Here is a 14,298-nt window from a genome sequence, read left to right on the forward strand (position 1 = left end):
ACTATGAACTAAGGTATTTAAAGAGGGCTTCCCATTAGGAAAACAATGCTGTTAACTGTAGCTTGCGGAGATTAGTAAAATTACTGTAGGTGAAGGCATCATTTTCATGAATGGAGCGGCGAACCGCCTTGGGTCACCGTTCCTTAATCATTTCCTGAACCTCCAGCACCTGCTCCGCCGCCGCCCAATCCCGCAGCGATTCGAAGAGCGCCAGACTTCTTGTAAAATAACTATCATTCCCCGACCGATGGGCAAGCCTTAAGGCTTGCAATACCTGCTCCAGTGCCTCCTCTGTTCTTCCCGCCCGCTTCTGATACAACGCCAGATGATGGCTGAAGCGGTAATAGTGTGCCAGATTGCCCTCATCCTCATATGTACCGAATTCAGCCGTCTGTTCCGCAAACGTCACCAGCAGCTCATCCACATTCAGTCCATGCCGCAGCGCGGCCCGCAGAATTGTATCCAGCCCCGGTAGCACTTCTTCAGGATTCTCCTGTAAAAAGTCAGTATAGGTAGCCAGCACCTCCACACGACCAGACAGCAGCTCCAGCGCATACCCGTTCGCCTCAGCCAGGAATCGGTATTCCTCTACAACCTCCAGCCCATCCTCACCCAGATCCTCCAGCCATCCCAGCTCGGCATACTTATCAATGTACGCCTGTGATTCTGCATACTGTCCCTTCTCCTGGCAAGCCATTCCCCGCATCAGATGACTGAACCCGTAGTAATAGACCATTGGATGCTCCAGCTCGAATGTCAGCAGCGGCAAGGACTTAGCCTTCCGATACTGCTGCTCTTGGTACAAGCACTGCACGCATTCATGCAAAATCTCTGCCGTCTCAATCACCTTGTTCCACTTCTCCAGGCGGCAAGCCATCTCTAACATCTCCACAATAACATCCGGATTGATTGATTTCAGGAAGGATAGGCGCACGGGTAGAGCCTCCTTTGGGCTAAAAGAATATTTTTGCTTTTTGAGGGTACGTTATTTGTGAGATATATTTGCAGGTTGAGTAACTTGGGAGGATTGAGAGTGTGCTATAGGGCTTTCATAAACAACTTCATAAATTGTATATATTTTACTTTTTGTTGAATACTTTATCTGTTGTGGTCATTATATCAGATTGATAATGTACTTAAAAGGGGTAAATTTCCTTGAGCGATCCGTCCAATATCATTAAGCAAATTATCGGTAAAACCGTGAAAGCGATACGTATCAAACAAGGCTTAAGCCAAGAAGATCTAGCGCATGAATGCAATGTCGACCGATCCTATATTTCCATGATTGAGGTTGGCAGAAACGAACCTTCCGTCACAAAAATTTTTGACCTCTGCAATGGACTAAAAATCAAGCCGGCCGACTTTTTCAAGCTGATCGAGGTGGAGTATGAGAAGGCGCAAAAGAATGAGTGAACGTGAATAAGAGCGGGACACAAGGCTGGTGGCCTGTGTTCCGCTCTTGTAATGACGGCTTTGGCTATGCTTGTGAGACGGTCTGTAACGTCAAGTTTAAGGGCCATCCATCGCCGGATGGCCCTTTTTTTAATCTGGGTATGCTCAACTATCATCTTCTTTATTGCAATACCTACGTTTCACTCGAGTCAGAGCGTTACTTTTCCTTCACTGGTATCCAAATTTCGCCCGTACCATTCCCATGCCGTGCCATTCCATAATACATTTCGAAATTCGGGCCTTCAACCTGTTCGTATTCAGAAGTCGGAAACCACTCGGAGTATATACGTTCCCAGAGTTTTGGTAAATCACATTGCGGCTCCGGGAAAATCGCCCATGTTAATGCCGGGACAGAAAGCTTTGTAAATCTCTCCTGAATTTCGAGTCCCTTAGGTAAATGTTAACAAATCATGTACTTGAAGGACTCTCCAGCGTGATCATATAAGGCCGCGTGTAACATGGTGTCACCAAAGCGTCCTAGTAAGTCGTTCATAAGATCAACGCTACCATCATCATCGCATTTTTTACGGAATTGAGGAACTTCAGAAAATGCTGTTTTCATATCCAAATTTATTAGACCCTAAGGACTTCATTTTATTTTTTAGTCTAATCGTATATTTTCTTTTAACAGCAAAAAGTGCCCCGCAACCCTAATTAGGGCTGGCAGGACACTTTTTTCACTTTGTCGAATAGCTATTCATATACCAATGTTATGATACCTACATCTGCTTCCTTACTTCCCGCCATCCTTCACCGGCACTCCGAAATTCGGCGTGCCGTCTTCATTCCACTCCAGCACCTGGGCGCGGGTATGGCGGTTCGGATCATAGAGCGGGTCTCCGGTGATCTCCTTGTAATTACGCGCATGGTAGATCAGCACATCTTCCCCATTTTCGTTAACCGTGAAGCTATTGTGACCTGGACCATATTGTCCGTTCACTTCACTGGTCTGGAATACAGGCTCAGGGTGTTTGTTCCAGGAAGCGGCATCCAGCAGATCGCTGTCTTCGTCAGCTGTCAGCAGCCCCATGCAGTAATTATGGTCCGTGGCGCTGGCCGAGAAGCTCATGAAGATTTTGCCGCCCCGTTTCAGTACGGCCGCACCTTCGTTGACACTGAATCCGATAATTTCCCATTGATGCTCCGGTTTGGATATCATGGTCTGCGGGCCTTTCAGTGTCCACGAATTCTCCATCTCTGAAATGTACAGGTTGGAATTCCCCGGAATATCCGGGTCCTTCTGTGCCCATACATAGTAGAGCACTCCCTTGTGCTGGAAGGTTGTTGCGTCCAGAGCGAACGACTCCCAGGCTGTCTTCACCTGGCCCTTCTCCACCCAGTGTCCCTCCAGCGGATTCGCGGATTCGTTCTCCAGTGCGTACATACGGTGATCGAACAGCCCTTCCTTGGTCTCCGTAGTCCGGGCAGCCGCGAAGTAAATGTACCACTTGCCTTGAATATAATGGATCTCGGGAGCCCAGATGTTGGCACTGAGCGGCCCGGTCTCATATTTGCGCCAGGCCACAGCAGGTACGGCATCCCGGAGGCCTTCAATGGTTTTGGCCCGCCGTACTTCAATCCGGTCGTATTCCGGCACCGAAGCCGTGAAGTAATAATAACCATCCGTATGCTTATAGACCCAAGGATCCGCACGCTGCTCCACAAGCGGATTGCTGTATTCTCTATTCCTGCTCATAATGTTTCTCCTTTATATCGTTCTTTTACTCCAGGGTAAGGACAACAACCGATGCCGGAGGCAACTGGCAGTCCAGCACTCCGTCCTTCAGTGCAGCCTCCGAAAAAGGAGCCGTCCCCACGGTTTCCGGCGCCTCAAAGGTATTGTGGGCATTCAGGTCAGAATGGGTCAGAATCTGGCCCGATACGCTTCCTGCCATAGTGCCGATCATCTCAATGCTTAGGCTGGCACTGTCCGCATGGCTGATGTTGCAGAGCGAAATGTAAATCTTGCCGGTGGCATCCCGGGAAGCAGACACGCTTACCTGAGGCAGAGACTCTCCGCCCATGCTGTACACCGGATTCTCAAAAGCCACCTCAAGCAGCTCGTTATCCTGATGCACCTTGTACATCTCAAAGACGTGATAAGTAGGCGTAAGCAGCATTTTATCGCCTTCGGTTAAGATCAGCGCCTGCAATACGTTGACCATTTGTGCAATGTTCGCCATTTGCACCCGTTTACTGTGATTCTGGAAAATATTCAGGTGAATCCCGGCCACGAGCCCGTCACGCAGTGTATTCTGCTGGTACAAGAACCCGGGATTCGTTCCCGGTTCACTGAGGAACCAGGTTCCCCATTCATCTATAATCAATCCTACCCGCTGCTCCGGATCATATTTGTCCATGATCGCTGAATGCCGGGTAATCAGCTCGTCCATATGGAGGGATTTCTTCATTGTTTCGAACCATTCGCCTTGATCGAAGCCGAGTGCATAACGCTTCTCTTCCCAACTTCCCGGAATTGTATAAGAATGCAGGCTCAGACCATCCATAAACCGTCCGGCTTCGCGCATCAGCACTTCCGTCCAGTTATAGTCGTCCACGTTAGCGCCTCCGGCGATTTTGTAGAGCTTGTTGTCCCCATAATTTCGCGCATAAGTCTGGTATTGGCGATACAGGTCGGCATAATATTCCGGACGCATGTTGCCTCCGCAGCCCCAGTTCTCATTCCCGACGCCAAAATATTTCAGTGCCCACGGTTGTTCCCGCCCATTCCCGGCCCGCAGTCCTGCCATTGGAGATTCGCCGTCAAAGGTCATATACTCCACCCATTCAGACATTTCCTGAACAGTGCCGCTGCCGACATTGCCGCAAATATACGGTTCACATTCCAGCAGCTCGCAGAGCCGGAAGAATTCATGCGTGCCAAAATGGTTGTTCTCGACTACGCCGCCCCAGTGGGTGTTGATCATCCGCTTGCGCGTTTCGGGAAGGCCGATGCCGTCCTTCCAGTGATACTCATCGGCGAAGCAGCCGCCCGGCCAGCGAAGCACGGGAATATCCAGCTTGCGCAGCGCAGCTATGACATCATTGCGGATACCATCCGTATTGGGAATGGGAGAATCTTCACCCACCCAAATCCCTTCATAGATACATCTGCCGAGATGTTCGGCAAAGTGCCCGTAGATATTTTTATTGATTGTACTTTTGGGCAGATCTGATAGAATTCTCATCTTCACAGTCATTGTTTCTCTCTCCTTACCCGTTCTCTATTTACTTAACCCTTAATACCTGAATTCAGATTGATCGATTGGACAAAGTATTTCTGTGCGAACATGAACAACAGCAAGGTTGGAATAATCGCCAAGACCGCTGAGCCCATCAACTGCCCGATCATACGGTAATTTCCATAAATGTCCTGAAGCAATAACAGCCCTGCAGTAACCGGCATTTTATCCACATCCGTAAACACGATTACAGGCCACAAAAAGTCATTCCATGATCCGGTGAAGGAGAACAAGGCACATACGATCAATACAGGTTTGACTAGAGGCATAATAATCGAGAAATAAATCCGGAAATGTCCTGCCCCGTCGACGTGAGCGGATTCATCAAGGTCCTTGGGAATTCCGTTCATAAACTGTCTGACCAGAAAGATATTACCCATGCCTGCCAGTCCCGGGATAATCATCGCCCACGAGGTGTTGACCCAGCCTAACGCGTCAATAATTTTGTAGGAAGGGATCAGATTCACCACGCCAGGGAAAAAAGAGATGCCTAACAAAGTGAAAAAGAGTGTATCTCTGCCTTTAAATTTCATCCGTGAGTAGCCATAACCGGTAATGGAAATAACTACAACCACAAAAAGAGTATGCATCGTTGCAATGAATAACGAGTTCATCAGCCAACGCAGTATAGGAGCGGTTGAGGTATTATCCAGAATTGCGGTATAGTTTTCAAGAATCCACTTTTTAGGGAACAATCTGAATCCGGAAGAGACTACCTCAGACTGTGACCGGAAGGAAGTCGTGATACCAAAAATAACCGGAATAATCCAAATAATACAAAGCACGATCAAAAACAAGTAAGATACATATTTCGAGATGCTGATCCCCGAGGCTTTTCCTTTCACTGCCTGTTCTTTGACGCGGGGACGTTTATCGTATTGCTGCGTCATCTGATTGGACATACGGGTACACCTGCCTTTTTAAATTCCACTTTGGGTTCCTTGCCATATCGTAAATTAAGCCGCATTCCGGTTCATTACATAATATTGCAGAGCCGAGATGGCCAGGATAACCAATCCAAGCAATACAGCCATAGCCGAAGCCATACCCGCAATGGACTCCCCATTACCGAATGCCAGTTGGCGGATATACATCATGAGTACATGTGTACTTTGGCGTGGTCCTCCGTCAGTCATCATCAAAGGCTGCCCGAATACGTTGAAAGCCCCGGCAGTTGTCATAACAAAGGTGTAAATCAGCGGGAAACGGATCGAAGGTAGCGTAATACTCGTAAATCGTCGTATCGTTCCGGCTCCGTCCATCTCTGCCGATTCATACAAATCCTGCGATACACCGCTGATAGAGGCACGGTAAATAATCATGTTGCCGCCGACCCCACCCCAGATCGTGATGATAATAACGAGGATCCAGGCATAAGGCTGGTGCGCCGGCCAGGAAACATTCGAACCAAAGACATTGCCGGCCATCCCCAGTTGCTTGTTGAAGAGCAGCAGCCAGATCAGCGCCCCTGCAGATATGGAGATTAAGCCTGGAACGTAAATAATTGATTGGATCAGGCTTTTCCCTTTGACTTTTTTGTGTTCAAGCGCCACCGCAACAAGCAATGGAATAATGATTAACAGCGGAACACTCAGCAGGACGAATATAAACGTGTTCTTAAGGCCGTTATTAAATTGCGTATGGAAGGTCGATTTGCTGTCAAAAAGAATAGTTCTATAGTTATCCAGCCCCACCCAGACCGGCTCGTTCATCAAATTCCATTTGGTGAACGAAGCATAAATCCCGTAGAATGTCGGCAGCAAAATAAAAACAACAAACAGGATAACATGTGGACCGACAAAGAAGGCAGGCGCGAGATTCAGTTTCTTTTTCATAGGCATTCATTTCTCCTTTGACATGAAGCAATGTTCCGGATTACGGTCCATTGCTTCATGCTATCATTTCCGCTATTCTGTTATTTTGCTGCTCCGCTAGTTCCTTCGGCGATTTTGTCTTCAACAAATTTCTGCATGGTCTGCAGGGTTTCATCGATGTCTACATTACCGCGTACAATGTCCCCGCAATACGTATCTACAGCTTCTGCAATGTACGGATAGTATTCATAGGTGTAAATGTACAGGGATTTAATTTCTTTTTCACTGGAAGTGAAGAAGGACTGCATATAGTTCTTGAATTCAGGGCTTTCATTGACTTGCTTACTGGCTACGATCTGTCCTGCTTTAGCCCACTCGATTGAATTCTCGCGGATAAATTCCAGGAATTTGCCGATGCCCGCTACTTTTTCTTCGGATCTGTCTTTATTCTTCATCATTGTGAACAAGTGGGAGGACGATCTGTTGGTGAACTTATCGGGTGTTGGCGAATATACATTCGTTACTCCAAAATTCAAGCCTTCTACCTTTGCATGTGCAGTAGAACTCCAGGTACCGTCTGTGGAGAACAATACGTTGCCTGATTGGAACATCAGGTATCCGTCTTCACCAAAAGGGGTCATCAGTCCCGCATCGTTGATTTTTTTCACATCTTCAAAGGCCTGCTTCATTACCGGAGTGTTAACGGCTGGTTTGCCGTTCTCCTGAATATCTCCACCCAGGTTCTGAACCTGTGCCAGAATAACCCAGCCCAGCAGTGCATCGTTAACAACGTAGTCGCCTTCAGCCAGCTTTCCTTTCAGGGAAAGCATTTCATCAATGGTTACCACATTATCATCAAGGAACGACTCAGCACCATATTTCTTAAGCAGATCCTTGTTGTAGTACATCACGTTACTGTGGATATCAAGAGGAACTGTATATTGAGTACCGTCAATTGTGCCTGTCGACCATGCTTGCGGCAGATAATTTTCCTGTTTGATCTCAGGCTGTGCAGCGGTTACGGCTGTCATAGGCTCAAGTACACCCTGCTTGACATAGCCGGGAACACGGTCCGCATGAATAATGGTTAAGTCCGGAACACCTTTGCCGGAGTTAAGTACCGTGGACAGCTTGGTGTACATATCGGAGGTGATTACATGTTTCACTTTAATCTCAGGATTGGTGGCATTGTAATCCTTTACAAGTTGATCCATATAGGCACCGTCGTCACCAGTCAGTGGCGTCCAGAACGTAATTGTCTTTGAATTATCTTTTCCGCACCCCGCCAATACTGTTGATAACATTAGAACAAGCATTAATACTGAAAGCCCCCATTTTTTCTTCACACTTTCTCCTCCTAATGAAATAATTTAAGTGAATCATCTACAAAAATGTTTTTGCAAACAATTAACTCTTCCCTCTTCGCAGGCTGTGCCTTTTTGATGTGGCTGGCAGCCGCTTCTTCTTTCACATCTTCATTAAATAATTAAAAAACATTTGAATGTATTCGCTTACAGTTATAAAATAACATACAAGAGGTACCTTGTAAACAAATTTGTCTAAACCTATTCATATGTATTCAAAACAAAATGCAAAACATAGCTTTTTTATGATACAAATTCCCTTCACACCCCATTTTTACGGAATTATCTTTAGTAATTTATGAATATAAGGTACAAATTAGTTTGAAACAAACTTAATTTTTAAATTTATAGACAAATAACTGGAGAATACTTCCCTTTTCAGGTTAATTAGTTTATAATTTTATAAAACAGTTTTGATAATGACGTCTGCGGAAGAAGGTACAGTAATCATGATTTATATTAAAGATCTAATGAGCGGGATTGATATCTTCAAGGCTCTCAGCTCCGAGATCCGGATTCAGATTCTGGAGCTGCTTGCTACGAATCAAGCCCTTAACCTCAATGAAATCGCCAAGAAGCTGAATCTCAGCAATGGTGCCATCACGATGCATATCAAGAAGCTTGAGGATAGTGGGCTGATTGAGATCAATACTTCTGTCGGCAAGCATGGTATCCAAAAGGTGTGCTATTTGAATAAAGACAAACTAATGGTAGATTTGCGAAGCAAGGAGACCGACAATTTGTACGAGGTCGAAATCCAGGTTGGGCATTACAGCAATTATCAGGCGGTCCCTACCTGCGGGCTTGCCACGAAAGACAGTATCATTGGAGACTTTGACGAACCGCGCTATTTTGCCGATCCCCAGCGGATTGAATCCGAGATTATCTGGATGGCAGAAGGATTTCTTGAATACCGGATTCCGAATTATCTGAAAGCGAACCAGACCTTCCGCGAAATTCAGTTCTCCATGGAGATTGGTTCGGAGGCACCTGGGTTCAACGACAATTATCCCTCGGATTTATATTTTTATGTAAATGGTATCGAAATCGGCTATTGGACGAGTCCCGGCGACTTCGGCGATGCCCGCGGCACCTTCAATCCAGACTGGTGGCCTCCTCACCTTAACCAGTACGGAATGCTGAAGCTTATCCGCATCAACAATGAAGGAAGCTTTATCGACGGCTGCCGTATCTCAGATATTACACTGGATGATATCAAGCTGGATTACAAAAGCGAGCTGACCTTCCGTATTGCCGTCACCGACAAACCGGTCAACAAACGCGGATTGACGATTTATGGCAAGCATTTCGGCAACTATAGCCAGGATCTGATGGCCCGTGTGCTCTACAATGTACATGAGGTTGAAGAGGCTGCTTCCCGGCTTACACCTCCCCTCGCAGACTAGGTTGATGAACTTTCCGGGGAGGCTGCCTGGAACTGATGGAAGAGATGGTGACCTTCTCCACCGTATAAATGTCCTCCCTTTAACCCACACTAACTAGGTCTTTCAATCCAGCTAAAGAGGGAGTGTTTCGAATGCGTGAAGGTATGATTCCCACCGTTCTCGGAACTGTAGTCACCGCTTCAAGCGCAGCTTTTCTTGGCAGCAGATATAAGATTGCCGCTACAGGTATTCTTGGTTTTGGCATAGCCCACATCGTGCTGGGAGCCATTGATCTGTTCGAGCACCGCTAACAAGATTGAAAGATGCCGGCCCTGTAGGTATACAGTGCCGGTTTTTTTTCGACCAATATCCAATCCTGGTGCAGGGACATCAAAAAGGCCCTTCCCTGATACAGGTAAGGACCTCATAATACTTAGTGTTTATTTTACAGCTACATAAAATAGCCGTCCGGCACTGTCGTCGGCCTCCACCCATTCAAAATCGGCATAGACCTTCACTTCACTGAAGCCGGCCTTCCGCAGCTCCTCTGTCATCCATTCGGGATCATAAGCCCGCTGGATGTGAGTCTCTTCAAAACGGCGGTATAGGCCGCTTCCTCCCTCTTCACGGGCGAAAATGGACAGGTGATGCTCAATCTCACGGCGCGGCACATCCATTTCACAAGTCCAGATATAAGATACCGTAGGCTCGTCCAGCACAAACGGCTGCTCCTCTTCGTAGCGGATAAGTGTATCGGGATGATGCACATCGAACAGGAAGCTTCCTCCCGGCTTAAGGCCGGCAAAGGTCTGTTCAAATACGGACCGGATATCCTGCTCTTCCAGCACATAGTTCAGACAATCGCAAAAGGAAATAACCGAATCGACAAGCTCCGGCAGCTCCCACTCCTTCATATTCTGCCGTACCCAGCGGACACTGCCCTCACGCAGGAAACGGCGTCCCTGAGGATGCCGCTCCATCTTCATCTGGGCTACAGACAGCATATCCGAAGACAGATCAATTCCTGTCATGTGGTAGCCTGCAGCGGCAAGCGGGATCGTAATGCTTCCGGTTCCGCATCCCAGCTCCGCCACCGTCAACGGCTTGCCGTATTTATTCCAGGCCGTCTCCGCAAAGGCCAGCCAATCCGGATAGGGCATATCCGCCATCAGCTCATCGTATACATAAGCAAATTTCCCATAGGAAGACACTGGCTTACACCGACTTTCTGTGAATGAAACTGTATAACTGTTCTTCCGTTTCCGGATTATTAATGTTCAGGCTCCTGGTTATCCTTGGCTGGGCTCTGGTCTGCTCCGGCCTCTTCGCTCCGGGCTAGATAGGTCCAGTTCTCCTTCTGGGTAACCAGCCCTTCCTTCATCAGCTTGCCAAGCGCACGCTTGAATGCCGATTTGCTGATGCCAAACCGCTGCTTGATGATGTCGGGAGGCGTGGCATCTGAATAAGGCATCGCTCCGCCAGGCCGTTCGTTCAGGAAATCCAGCAGCGCCGCGGAATCGACATCCCGGCCCACTTCCTTACGTTGGCTCATAGACAGATTCACACGGCCGTCTTCACGGATATGGGAGACCCTAGCCTCGAATTCCTCGCCAAGCCGGAGCAAGCGGGTACGCTCTGAGGTATGCACCATACCGATGATTCCGAAACCCAGCACGCCGCCGTCAACAAGTACAAAAGTACCCATCTGAAGCGGTTTGTACACTCTTGCCTTAACGGTCTGTCCCATCCAGGACTCTGGTGCAGGCAGCGACAGCGGCGCAAGCTCCTGCTCTCCGGCGAGCTTGGCGCGAAGACGTCCCTGCTTGTCATGCTCCATAAGTACAAAAACCTTGTCCCCCACCTGCGGGCGCAGCTCAATCAGCTCCGGCAGCTCACGGATCGGCAGCAGCAGCTGCCGTCCGAGTCCCATCTCCAGGAAGCAGCCCAGACGGGGGTGAATATCCGCCACTTCGAGCAGAGCCATTTCACCCAAGGTCAGGAACGGCTTCTTCATTGTGGCCGCCAGACGGTCCTCTGTATCAAAGAAAATGAACACTTCAACCTTGTCGCCATTCTTCGGCTTACTGCCAACAAGCTCCGTATAATGCAGCATCACATCCTGGTCACCAGCGCCCAGAAAGTAGCCGTAAGGGGATACCTCACGCAAGACTTCCAGGGTAACCGTAGTTCCGGCAATCAGACTCATACCGTCTCCACAACCTTGGCGTCGGACCACAGACGCTCGATGTTGTAATATTCCCGCTCGTCGCGGTGGAATACGTGCACGATCACATCTCCCAGATCCATCAGCACCCAGCGGGCTGCATCCATACCTTCAATGCCGCGGATGACCCCGCCGGCTTCATGAACAACCTTGCGCACCTCAGTGGCAATGGCCTGAACCTGTGTATCGGAATTCCCGTGGCAGATGACGAAATAATCACTGATAGGTGACACACTGCGCAAGTCAAGCGCGACCACGTTCATTGCTTTTTTATCATCGGCGGCCTTTAGGGCCAATTGCAAAAGCTTGCTTGATTCTACACTCATATTTTATCCTCCATTATTCTAACTAAGTCATTGCGGGCCAGCATAGTCAGCGGGAACACAATGCGGCGTTTCTGAAGCAGCAGACTGATGGTAGAGTCGAACCCTGCGACCAGCCCTTCCTCCAGGCTTACCTTGGACAGCTTGCGGATGTCTTCCACTCCCGGAAAATCCCTTCCCGGCTCGATATAATCAGCCAGACAGACGATTTTCTCCAGCAGGCCCATGTTCTCACGTCCGGAAGTGTGGAAACGGATCGCATCCAGCACCTCAGGATCGGTGATTCCATACTCATGCTCGGCAACGAAAGCGCCAACTTCCGCATGCCACAGCTGCTTATCATAGCTCAGCAGCTCGGCGGACAGCCCGTTCTGCTCAATAATCTCTTTCATTCGTTCCACCGGCCAGTATTTGGCCACATCATGCAGGATCGCTGCTGTTTCCGCACGGACCGGATCCCCGTCATAGCGCTCTGCCAGCTTCACCGACGTCTCCATCACGCCCAGTGTGTGCTTCCAGCGTTTGTCGGGCATCTGGGCGGAGACCGCTTCAATCAGCGCTTCGCGGCTGAATGCCATACAATCCACTCCTTTGAACATAATCGTATACAGCATCAGGCACCATATAACGAATAGACTTGCCTTCAGCGGCTCTGGCTCTCAGCATCGTGGAGGAGATATCTACAAGCGGCATATCCGCCAGCAGTACCTTCTCGGCAATAAAGCCGGGCAACGCCTCAAGATCCAGTGGAGTGCCCGGCCGGCCGACTCCGATAAAGGTAAGACGCCGAACCAGCTCTTCAATCCCGTGCCATTTTGGCAAATACTGGACCATATCAGCTCCGACAATGAAAAAAAACTCATGCTGCGGATATTTTTCCTGCAGAATCATGATGGTTTCGAAGGTGTAAGAGACGCCTCCTCTGGCGATTTCCAGGTCCAGAATGCCAAACGCGTCGTGATCCCTGACTGCGTCCTCAACCATGGCCAGCCGTTCCTCGCCGGATGCTCCTGCCTCATGCTTATGCGGCGGGATATGCGACGGCATGAACCATACCTCTTCCAGCGCATAGGACTCCCTCGCCGTCTCCGCTGCCATCATATGGCCGATATGAAGAGGATCAAAGGTCCCTCCCATAATTCCAACTTTCAAGAGGTCTACCTCCTCTTATTATCAGGGTAAACTACACTCCCCCGCAAGCTGCGAAGGCCGTATTAACGGGGCAGCTCGATGGTTTTGTTATCGCGTGATTCCTTGTACAGAATGATGGTCTTGCCGATAACCTGCACCAGCTCGGAACCCGACTGCTCCGCAAGTGCAGCGCCAATTTCCTTCGGATCATCCGCATTGTTATTCAGCACACTGATCTTCATCAGTTCGCGTTTCTCAATAGCCTCTTCGATATGGCGGATCAGATGATCGTTGACACCGCCCTTGCCAACTTGAAATACCGCATCCAGATGATGGGCAAGCGAACGGAGATAGCGTTTTTGTTTTCCAGTTAACATAAATGAACAAGCTCCTTAATTAACAAATATTATTACCCTAACTATACCGAACTAATAAGCCAAAACGGGAGAAAAGAGTGTACCAGCAGGCGAAGAGATGTAAGTTGCATATCAGTCGTGCCTGAGACAATCTATAATCGTCTGACGCATGATATCTACCGGTGCACTTCGTCCGGTCCAGTACTCAAGCGCATAGGCTCCCTGATAGACGAACATGTCAAGGCCGCCATGAATCCTGCAGCCCCGCTTCTGTCCTTCCGTAAGGAGCCTGGTATGCAGCGGATTATAGATCAGATCACTGACGATCATTCCTTCCCGAAGCAAAGCAGGGTCAATCGGCGTGGCATCGGTGTGAGGATACATACCGACAGAGGTGGTATTGATCACAATATCCATTCCGGGAATATGGGCCGGGATTTCATCCATTCCAATTCCGGAGACCGCACCTTTCGACTGAAAGGCCGCAGCAAGCTGCTTCGCCTTATCCTCTGTCCGGTTGGCAATAATCACTTCGAGCGGATGATCCTCCAGCAGCGCGGCAATAATCCCTCTTGCCGCCCCACCGGCACCAATGACCAGAACGCGGGTGCCAGATAACTCCGGCGCCGCCTCCGCCTTCAGTGAGCGGACATATCCAATGCCGTCCGTATTATATCCGGTGAGCACACCATCGTCGTTGACAACTGTATTCACCGCGCCGACAATCAGCGCGCTGTCATCCAGCCTGTCCATATACTCCATTACCGCAACCTTATGCGGAATTGTCACGTTCACCCCACGGAAACCTAGGGTACGGATAGCCTGAATGGCTTCACCCAGCTGGCCGGGTGTAATATGCAGCGGCACGTAGGCCCCGGAAATGCCGAGCGCCTTCAGTGCTGCTCCGTGCATAACCGGGGATTTGGACTGGACGATGGGATCACCCATGACCCCAAGTAATATATCCTTATTCCTGTAATCGCTGCTTGCGCTTGTCACAGCTTATT

General features: G+C 49.0%; 17 protein-coding genes. 3 read left to right on the forward strand and 14 right to left on the reverse strand.

What is annotated here, in order from left to right; translation table 11 throughout:
- Positions 1–133: 133 nt before the first annotated feature.
- Positions 134–934, reverse strand: a complete 801-nt coding sequence (locus tag A3848_RS16225; protein WP_143192415.1) for a DNA-binding protein — start codon at positions 932–934, stop codon at positions 134–136.
- Between the two features lie 221 nt (positions 935–1,155).
- Between A3848_RS16225 and A3848_RS16230 the strand changes: the two genes are divergently transcribed.
- A complete protein-coding gene (locus A3848_RS16230) occupies positions 1,156–1,413 on the forward strand; it encodes a helix-turn-helix domain-containing protein (protein ID WP_178382017.1) in 258 nt (85 codons plus the stop codon).
- A gap of 196 nt (positions 1,414–1,609) precedes the next feature.
- On the opposite strand, the gene A3848_RS33435 is transcribed toward A3848_RS16230, so the two are convergent.
- From A3848_RS33435 to A3848_RS16260, 6 genes are all read right to left on the reverse strand, one after another.
- On the reverse strand, positions 1,610–1,831 hold the full coding sequence (locus tag A3848_RS33435; RefSeq protein ID WP_371916094.1) for a GyrI-like domain-containing protein: 222 nt from the start codon (positions 1,829–1,831) through the stop codon (positions 1,610–1,612).
- Between the two features lie 354 nt (positions 1,832–2,185).
- Positions 2,186–3,148, reverse strand: a complete 963-nt coding sequence (locus tag A3848_RS16240) for a glycoside hydrolase family 43 protein (RefSeq protein ID WP_074085957.1) — start codon at positions 3,146–3,148, stop codon at positions 2,186–2,188.
- 25 nt (positions 3,149–3,173) lie between these two features.
- Entirely contained in the window at positions 3,174–4,652 is a 1,479-nt protein-coding gene (locus A3848_RS16245) for an alpha-N-arabinofuranosidase (protein ID WP_074085958.1), read from the reverse strand.
- 32 nt (positions 4,653–4,684) lie between these two features.
- Entirely contained in the window at positions 4,685–5,596 is a 912-nt protein-coding gene (locus A3848_RS16250; RefSeq protein ID WP_074085959.1) for a carbohydrate ABC transporter permease, read from the reverse strand.
- A gap of 54 nt (positions 5,597–5,650) precedes the next feature.
- Positions 5,651–6,529, reverse strand: a complete 879-nt coding sequence (locus tag A3848_RS16255; protein WP_074085960.1) for a carbohydrate ABC transporter permease — start codon at positions 6,527–6,529, stop codon at positions 5,651–5,653.
- A gap of 80 nt (positions 6,530–6,609) precedes the next feature.
- Positions 6,610–7,854: an extracellular solute-binding protein gene (locus A3848_RS16260; protein ID WP_256702413.1), complete on the reverse strand. Its 1,245-nt coding sequence runs from the start codon at positions 7,852–7,854 to the stop codon at positions 6,610–6,612.
- A gap of 467 nt (positions 7,855–8,321) precedes the next feature.
- On the opposite strand from A3848_RS16260, the gene A3848_RS16265 reads away from it, so the two are divergent.
- Positions 8,322–9,278 (forward strand): ArsR/SmtB family transcription factor, encoded by a 957-nt coding sequence (locus A3848_RS16265; RefSeq protein ID WP_074085961.1) that lies wholly within the window; start codon positions 8,322–8,324, stop codon positions 9,276–9,278.
- Positions 9,279–9,409: 131 nt separating this feature from the next.
- The gene (locus A3848_RS16270; RefSeq protein WP_074085962.1) at positions 9,410–9,568 is read left to right on the forward strand and encodes an asparagine synthase; all 159 of its coding nucleotides are present in this window, start codon (positions 9,410–9,412) and stop codon (positions 9,566–9,568) included.
- Between the two features lie 129 nt (positions 9,569–9,697).
- Here A3848_RS16270 and A3848_RS16275 read toward each other — a convergent pair whose 3' ends face one another.
- The 7 genes from A3848_RS16275 to aroE all read right to left on the reverse strand — a co-directional run bounded on the left by A3848_RS16275 (position 9,698) and on the right by aroE (position 14,290).
- The gene (locus tag A3848_RS16275; protein WP_074085963.1) at positions 9,698–10,468 is read right to left on the reverse strand and encodes a class I SAM-dependent DNA methyltransferase; all 771 of its coding nucleotides are present in this window, start codon (positions 10,466–10,468) and stop codon (positions 9,698–9,700) included.
- A gap of 59 nt (positions 10,469–10,527) precedes the next feature.
- Positions 10,528–11,463, reverse strand: a complete 936-nt coding sequence (locus tag A3848_RS16280; protein ID WP_074085964.1) for a CvfB family protein — start codon at positions 11,461–11,463, stop codon at positions 10,528–10,530.
- A complete protein-coding gene (gene rsfS, locus A3848_RS16285; RefSeq protein ID WP_025705473.1) occupies positions 11,460–11,807 on the reverse strand; it encodes a ribosome silencing factor in 348 nt (115 codons plus the stop codon). The genes A3848_RS16280 and rsfS overlap by 4 nt, the downstream gene beginning before the upstream one ends.
- Positions 11,804–12,382, reverse strand: coding sequence for a bis(5'-nucleosyl)-tetraphosphatase (symmetrical) YqeK (gene yqeK, locus A3848_RS16290; RefSeq protein ID WP_074085965.1), 579 nt, complete (start codon positions 12,380–12,382; stop codon positions 11,804–11,806). Before yqeK ends, rsfS begins: the two co-directional genes overlap by 4 nt.
- Positions 12,354–12,956 carry a nicotinate-nucleotide adenylyltransferase gene (locus A3848_RS16295; RefSeq protein WP_074085966.1) on the reverse strand — a complete coding sequence of 201 codons (603 nt, stop codon included), beginning with the start codon at positions 12,954–12,956 and terminating at the stop codon, positions 12,354–12,356. The genes yqeK and A3848_RS16295 overlap by 29 nt, the downstream gene beginning before the upstream one ends.
- Positions 12,957–13,018: 62 nt before the next feature.
- Positions 13,019–13,312 (reverse strand): ribosome assembly RNA-binding protein YhbY, encoded by a 294-nt coding sequence (gene yhbY, locus A3848_RS16300; RefSeq protein ID WP_019912522.1) that lies wholly within the window; start codon positions 13,310–13,312, stop codon positions 13,019–13,021.
- Positions 13,313–13,423: 111 nt separating this feature from the next.
- Positions 13,424–14,290 carry a shikimate dehydrogenase gene (aroE, locus tag A3848_RS16305; protein ID WP_074085967.1) on the reverse strand — a complete coding sequence of 289 codons (867 nt, stop codon included), beginning with the start codon at positions 14,288–14,290 and terminating at the stop codon, positions 13,424–13,426.
- Positions 14,291–14,298: the final 8 nt, after the last annotated feature.

This window comes from Paenibacillus sp. P32E (genome assembly GCF_001909085.1).
Classification (GTDB): domain Bacteria; phylum Bacillota; class Bacilli; order Paenibacillales; family Paenibacillaceae; genus Paenibacillus_AQ; species Paenibacillus_AQ helianthi.

What these genes read in the sequence shown, in the direction of transcription:
- A3848_RS16280 (WP_074085964.1), bottom strand. Translation starts at nt 11,463, where the DNA reads ATGAGTCTGATTGCCGGAACTACGGTTACCCTGGAAGTCTTGCGTGAG.
- A3848_RS16250 (WP_074085959.1), bottom strand. Translation starts at nt 5,596, where the DNA reads ATGTCCAATCAGATGACGCAGCAATACGATAAACGTCCCCGCGTCAAA.
- yhbY (WP_019912522.1), bottom strand. Translation starts at nt 13,312, where the DNA reads ATGTTAACTGGAAAACAAAAACGCTATCTCCGTTCGCTTGCCCATCAT.
- rsfS (WP_025705473.1), bottom strand. Translation starts at nt 11,807, where the DNA reads ATGAGTGTAGAATCAAGCAAGCTTTTGCAATTGGCCCTAAAGGCCGCC.
- A3848_RS16255 (WP_074085960.1), bottom strand. Translation starts at nt 6,529, where the DNA reads ATGAAAAAGAAACTGAATCTCGCGCCTGCCTTCTTTGTCGGTCCACAT.
- A3848_RS16245 (WP_074085958.1), bottom strand. Translation starts at nt 4,652, where the DNA reads ATGACTGTGAAGATGAGAATTCTATCAGATCTGCCCAAAAGTACAATC.
- A3848_RS16265 (WP_074085961.1), top strand. Translation starts at nt 8,322, where the DNA reads ATGATTTATATTAAAGATCTAATGAGCGGGATTGATATCTTCAAGGCT.
- yqeK (WP_074085965.1), bottom strand. Translation starts at nt 12,382, where the DNA reads ATGGCATTCAGCCGCGAAGCGCTGATTGAAGCGGTCTCCGCCCAGATG.
- A3848_RS16270 (WP_074085962.1), top strand. Translation starts at nt 9,410, where the DNA reads ATGCGTGAAGGTATGATTCCCACCGTTCTCGGAACTGTAGTCACCGCT.
- A3848_RS16240 (WP_074085957.1), bottom strand. Translation starts at nt 3,148, where the DNA reads ATGAGCAGGAATAGAGAATACAGCAATCCGCTTGTGGAGCAGCGTGCG.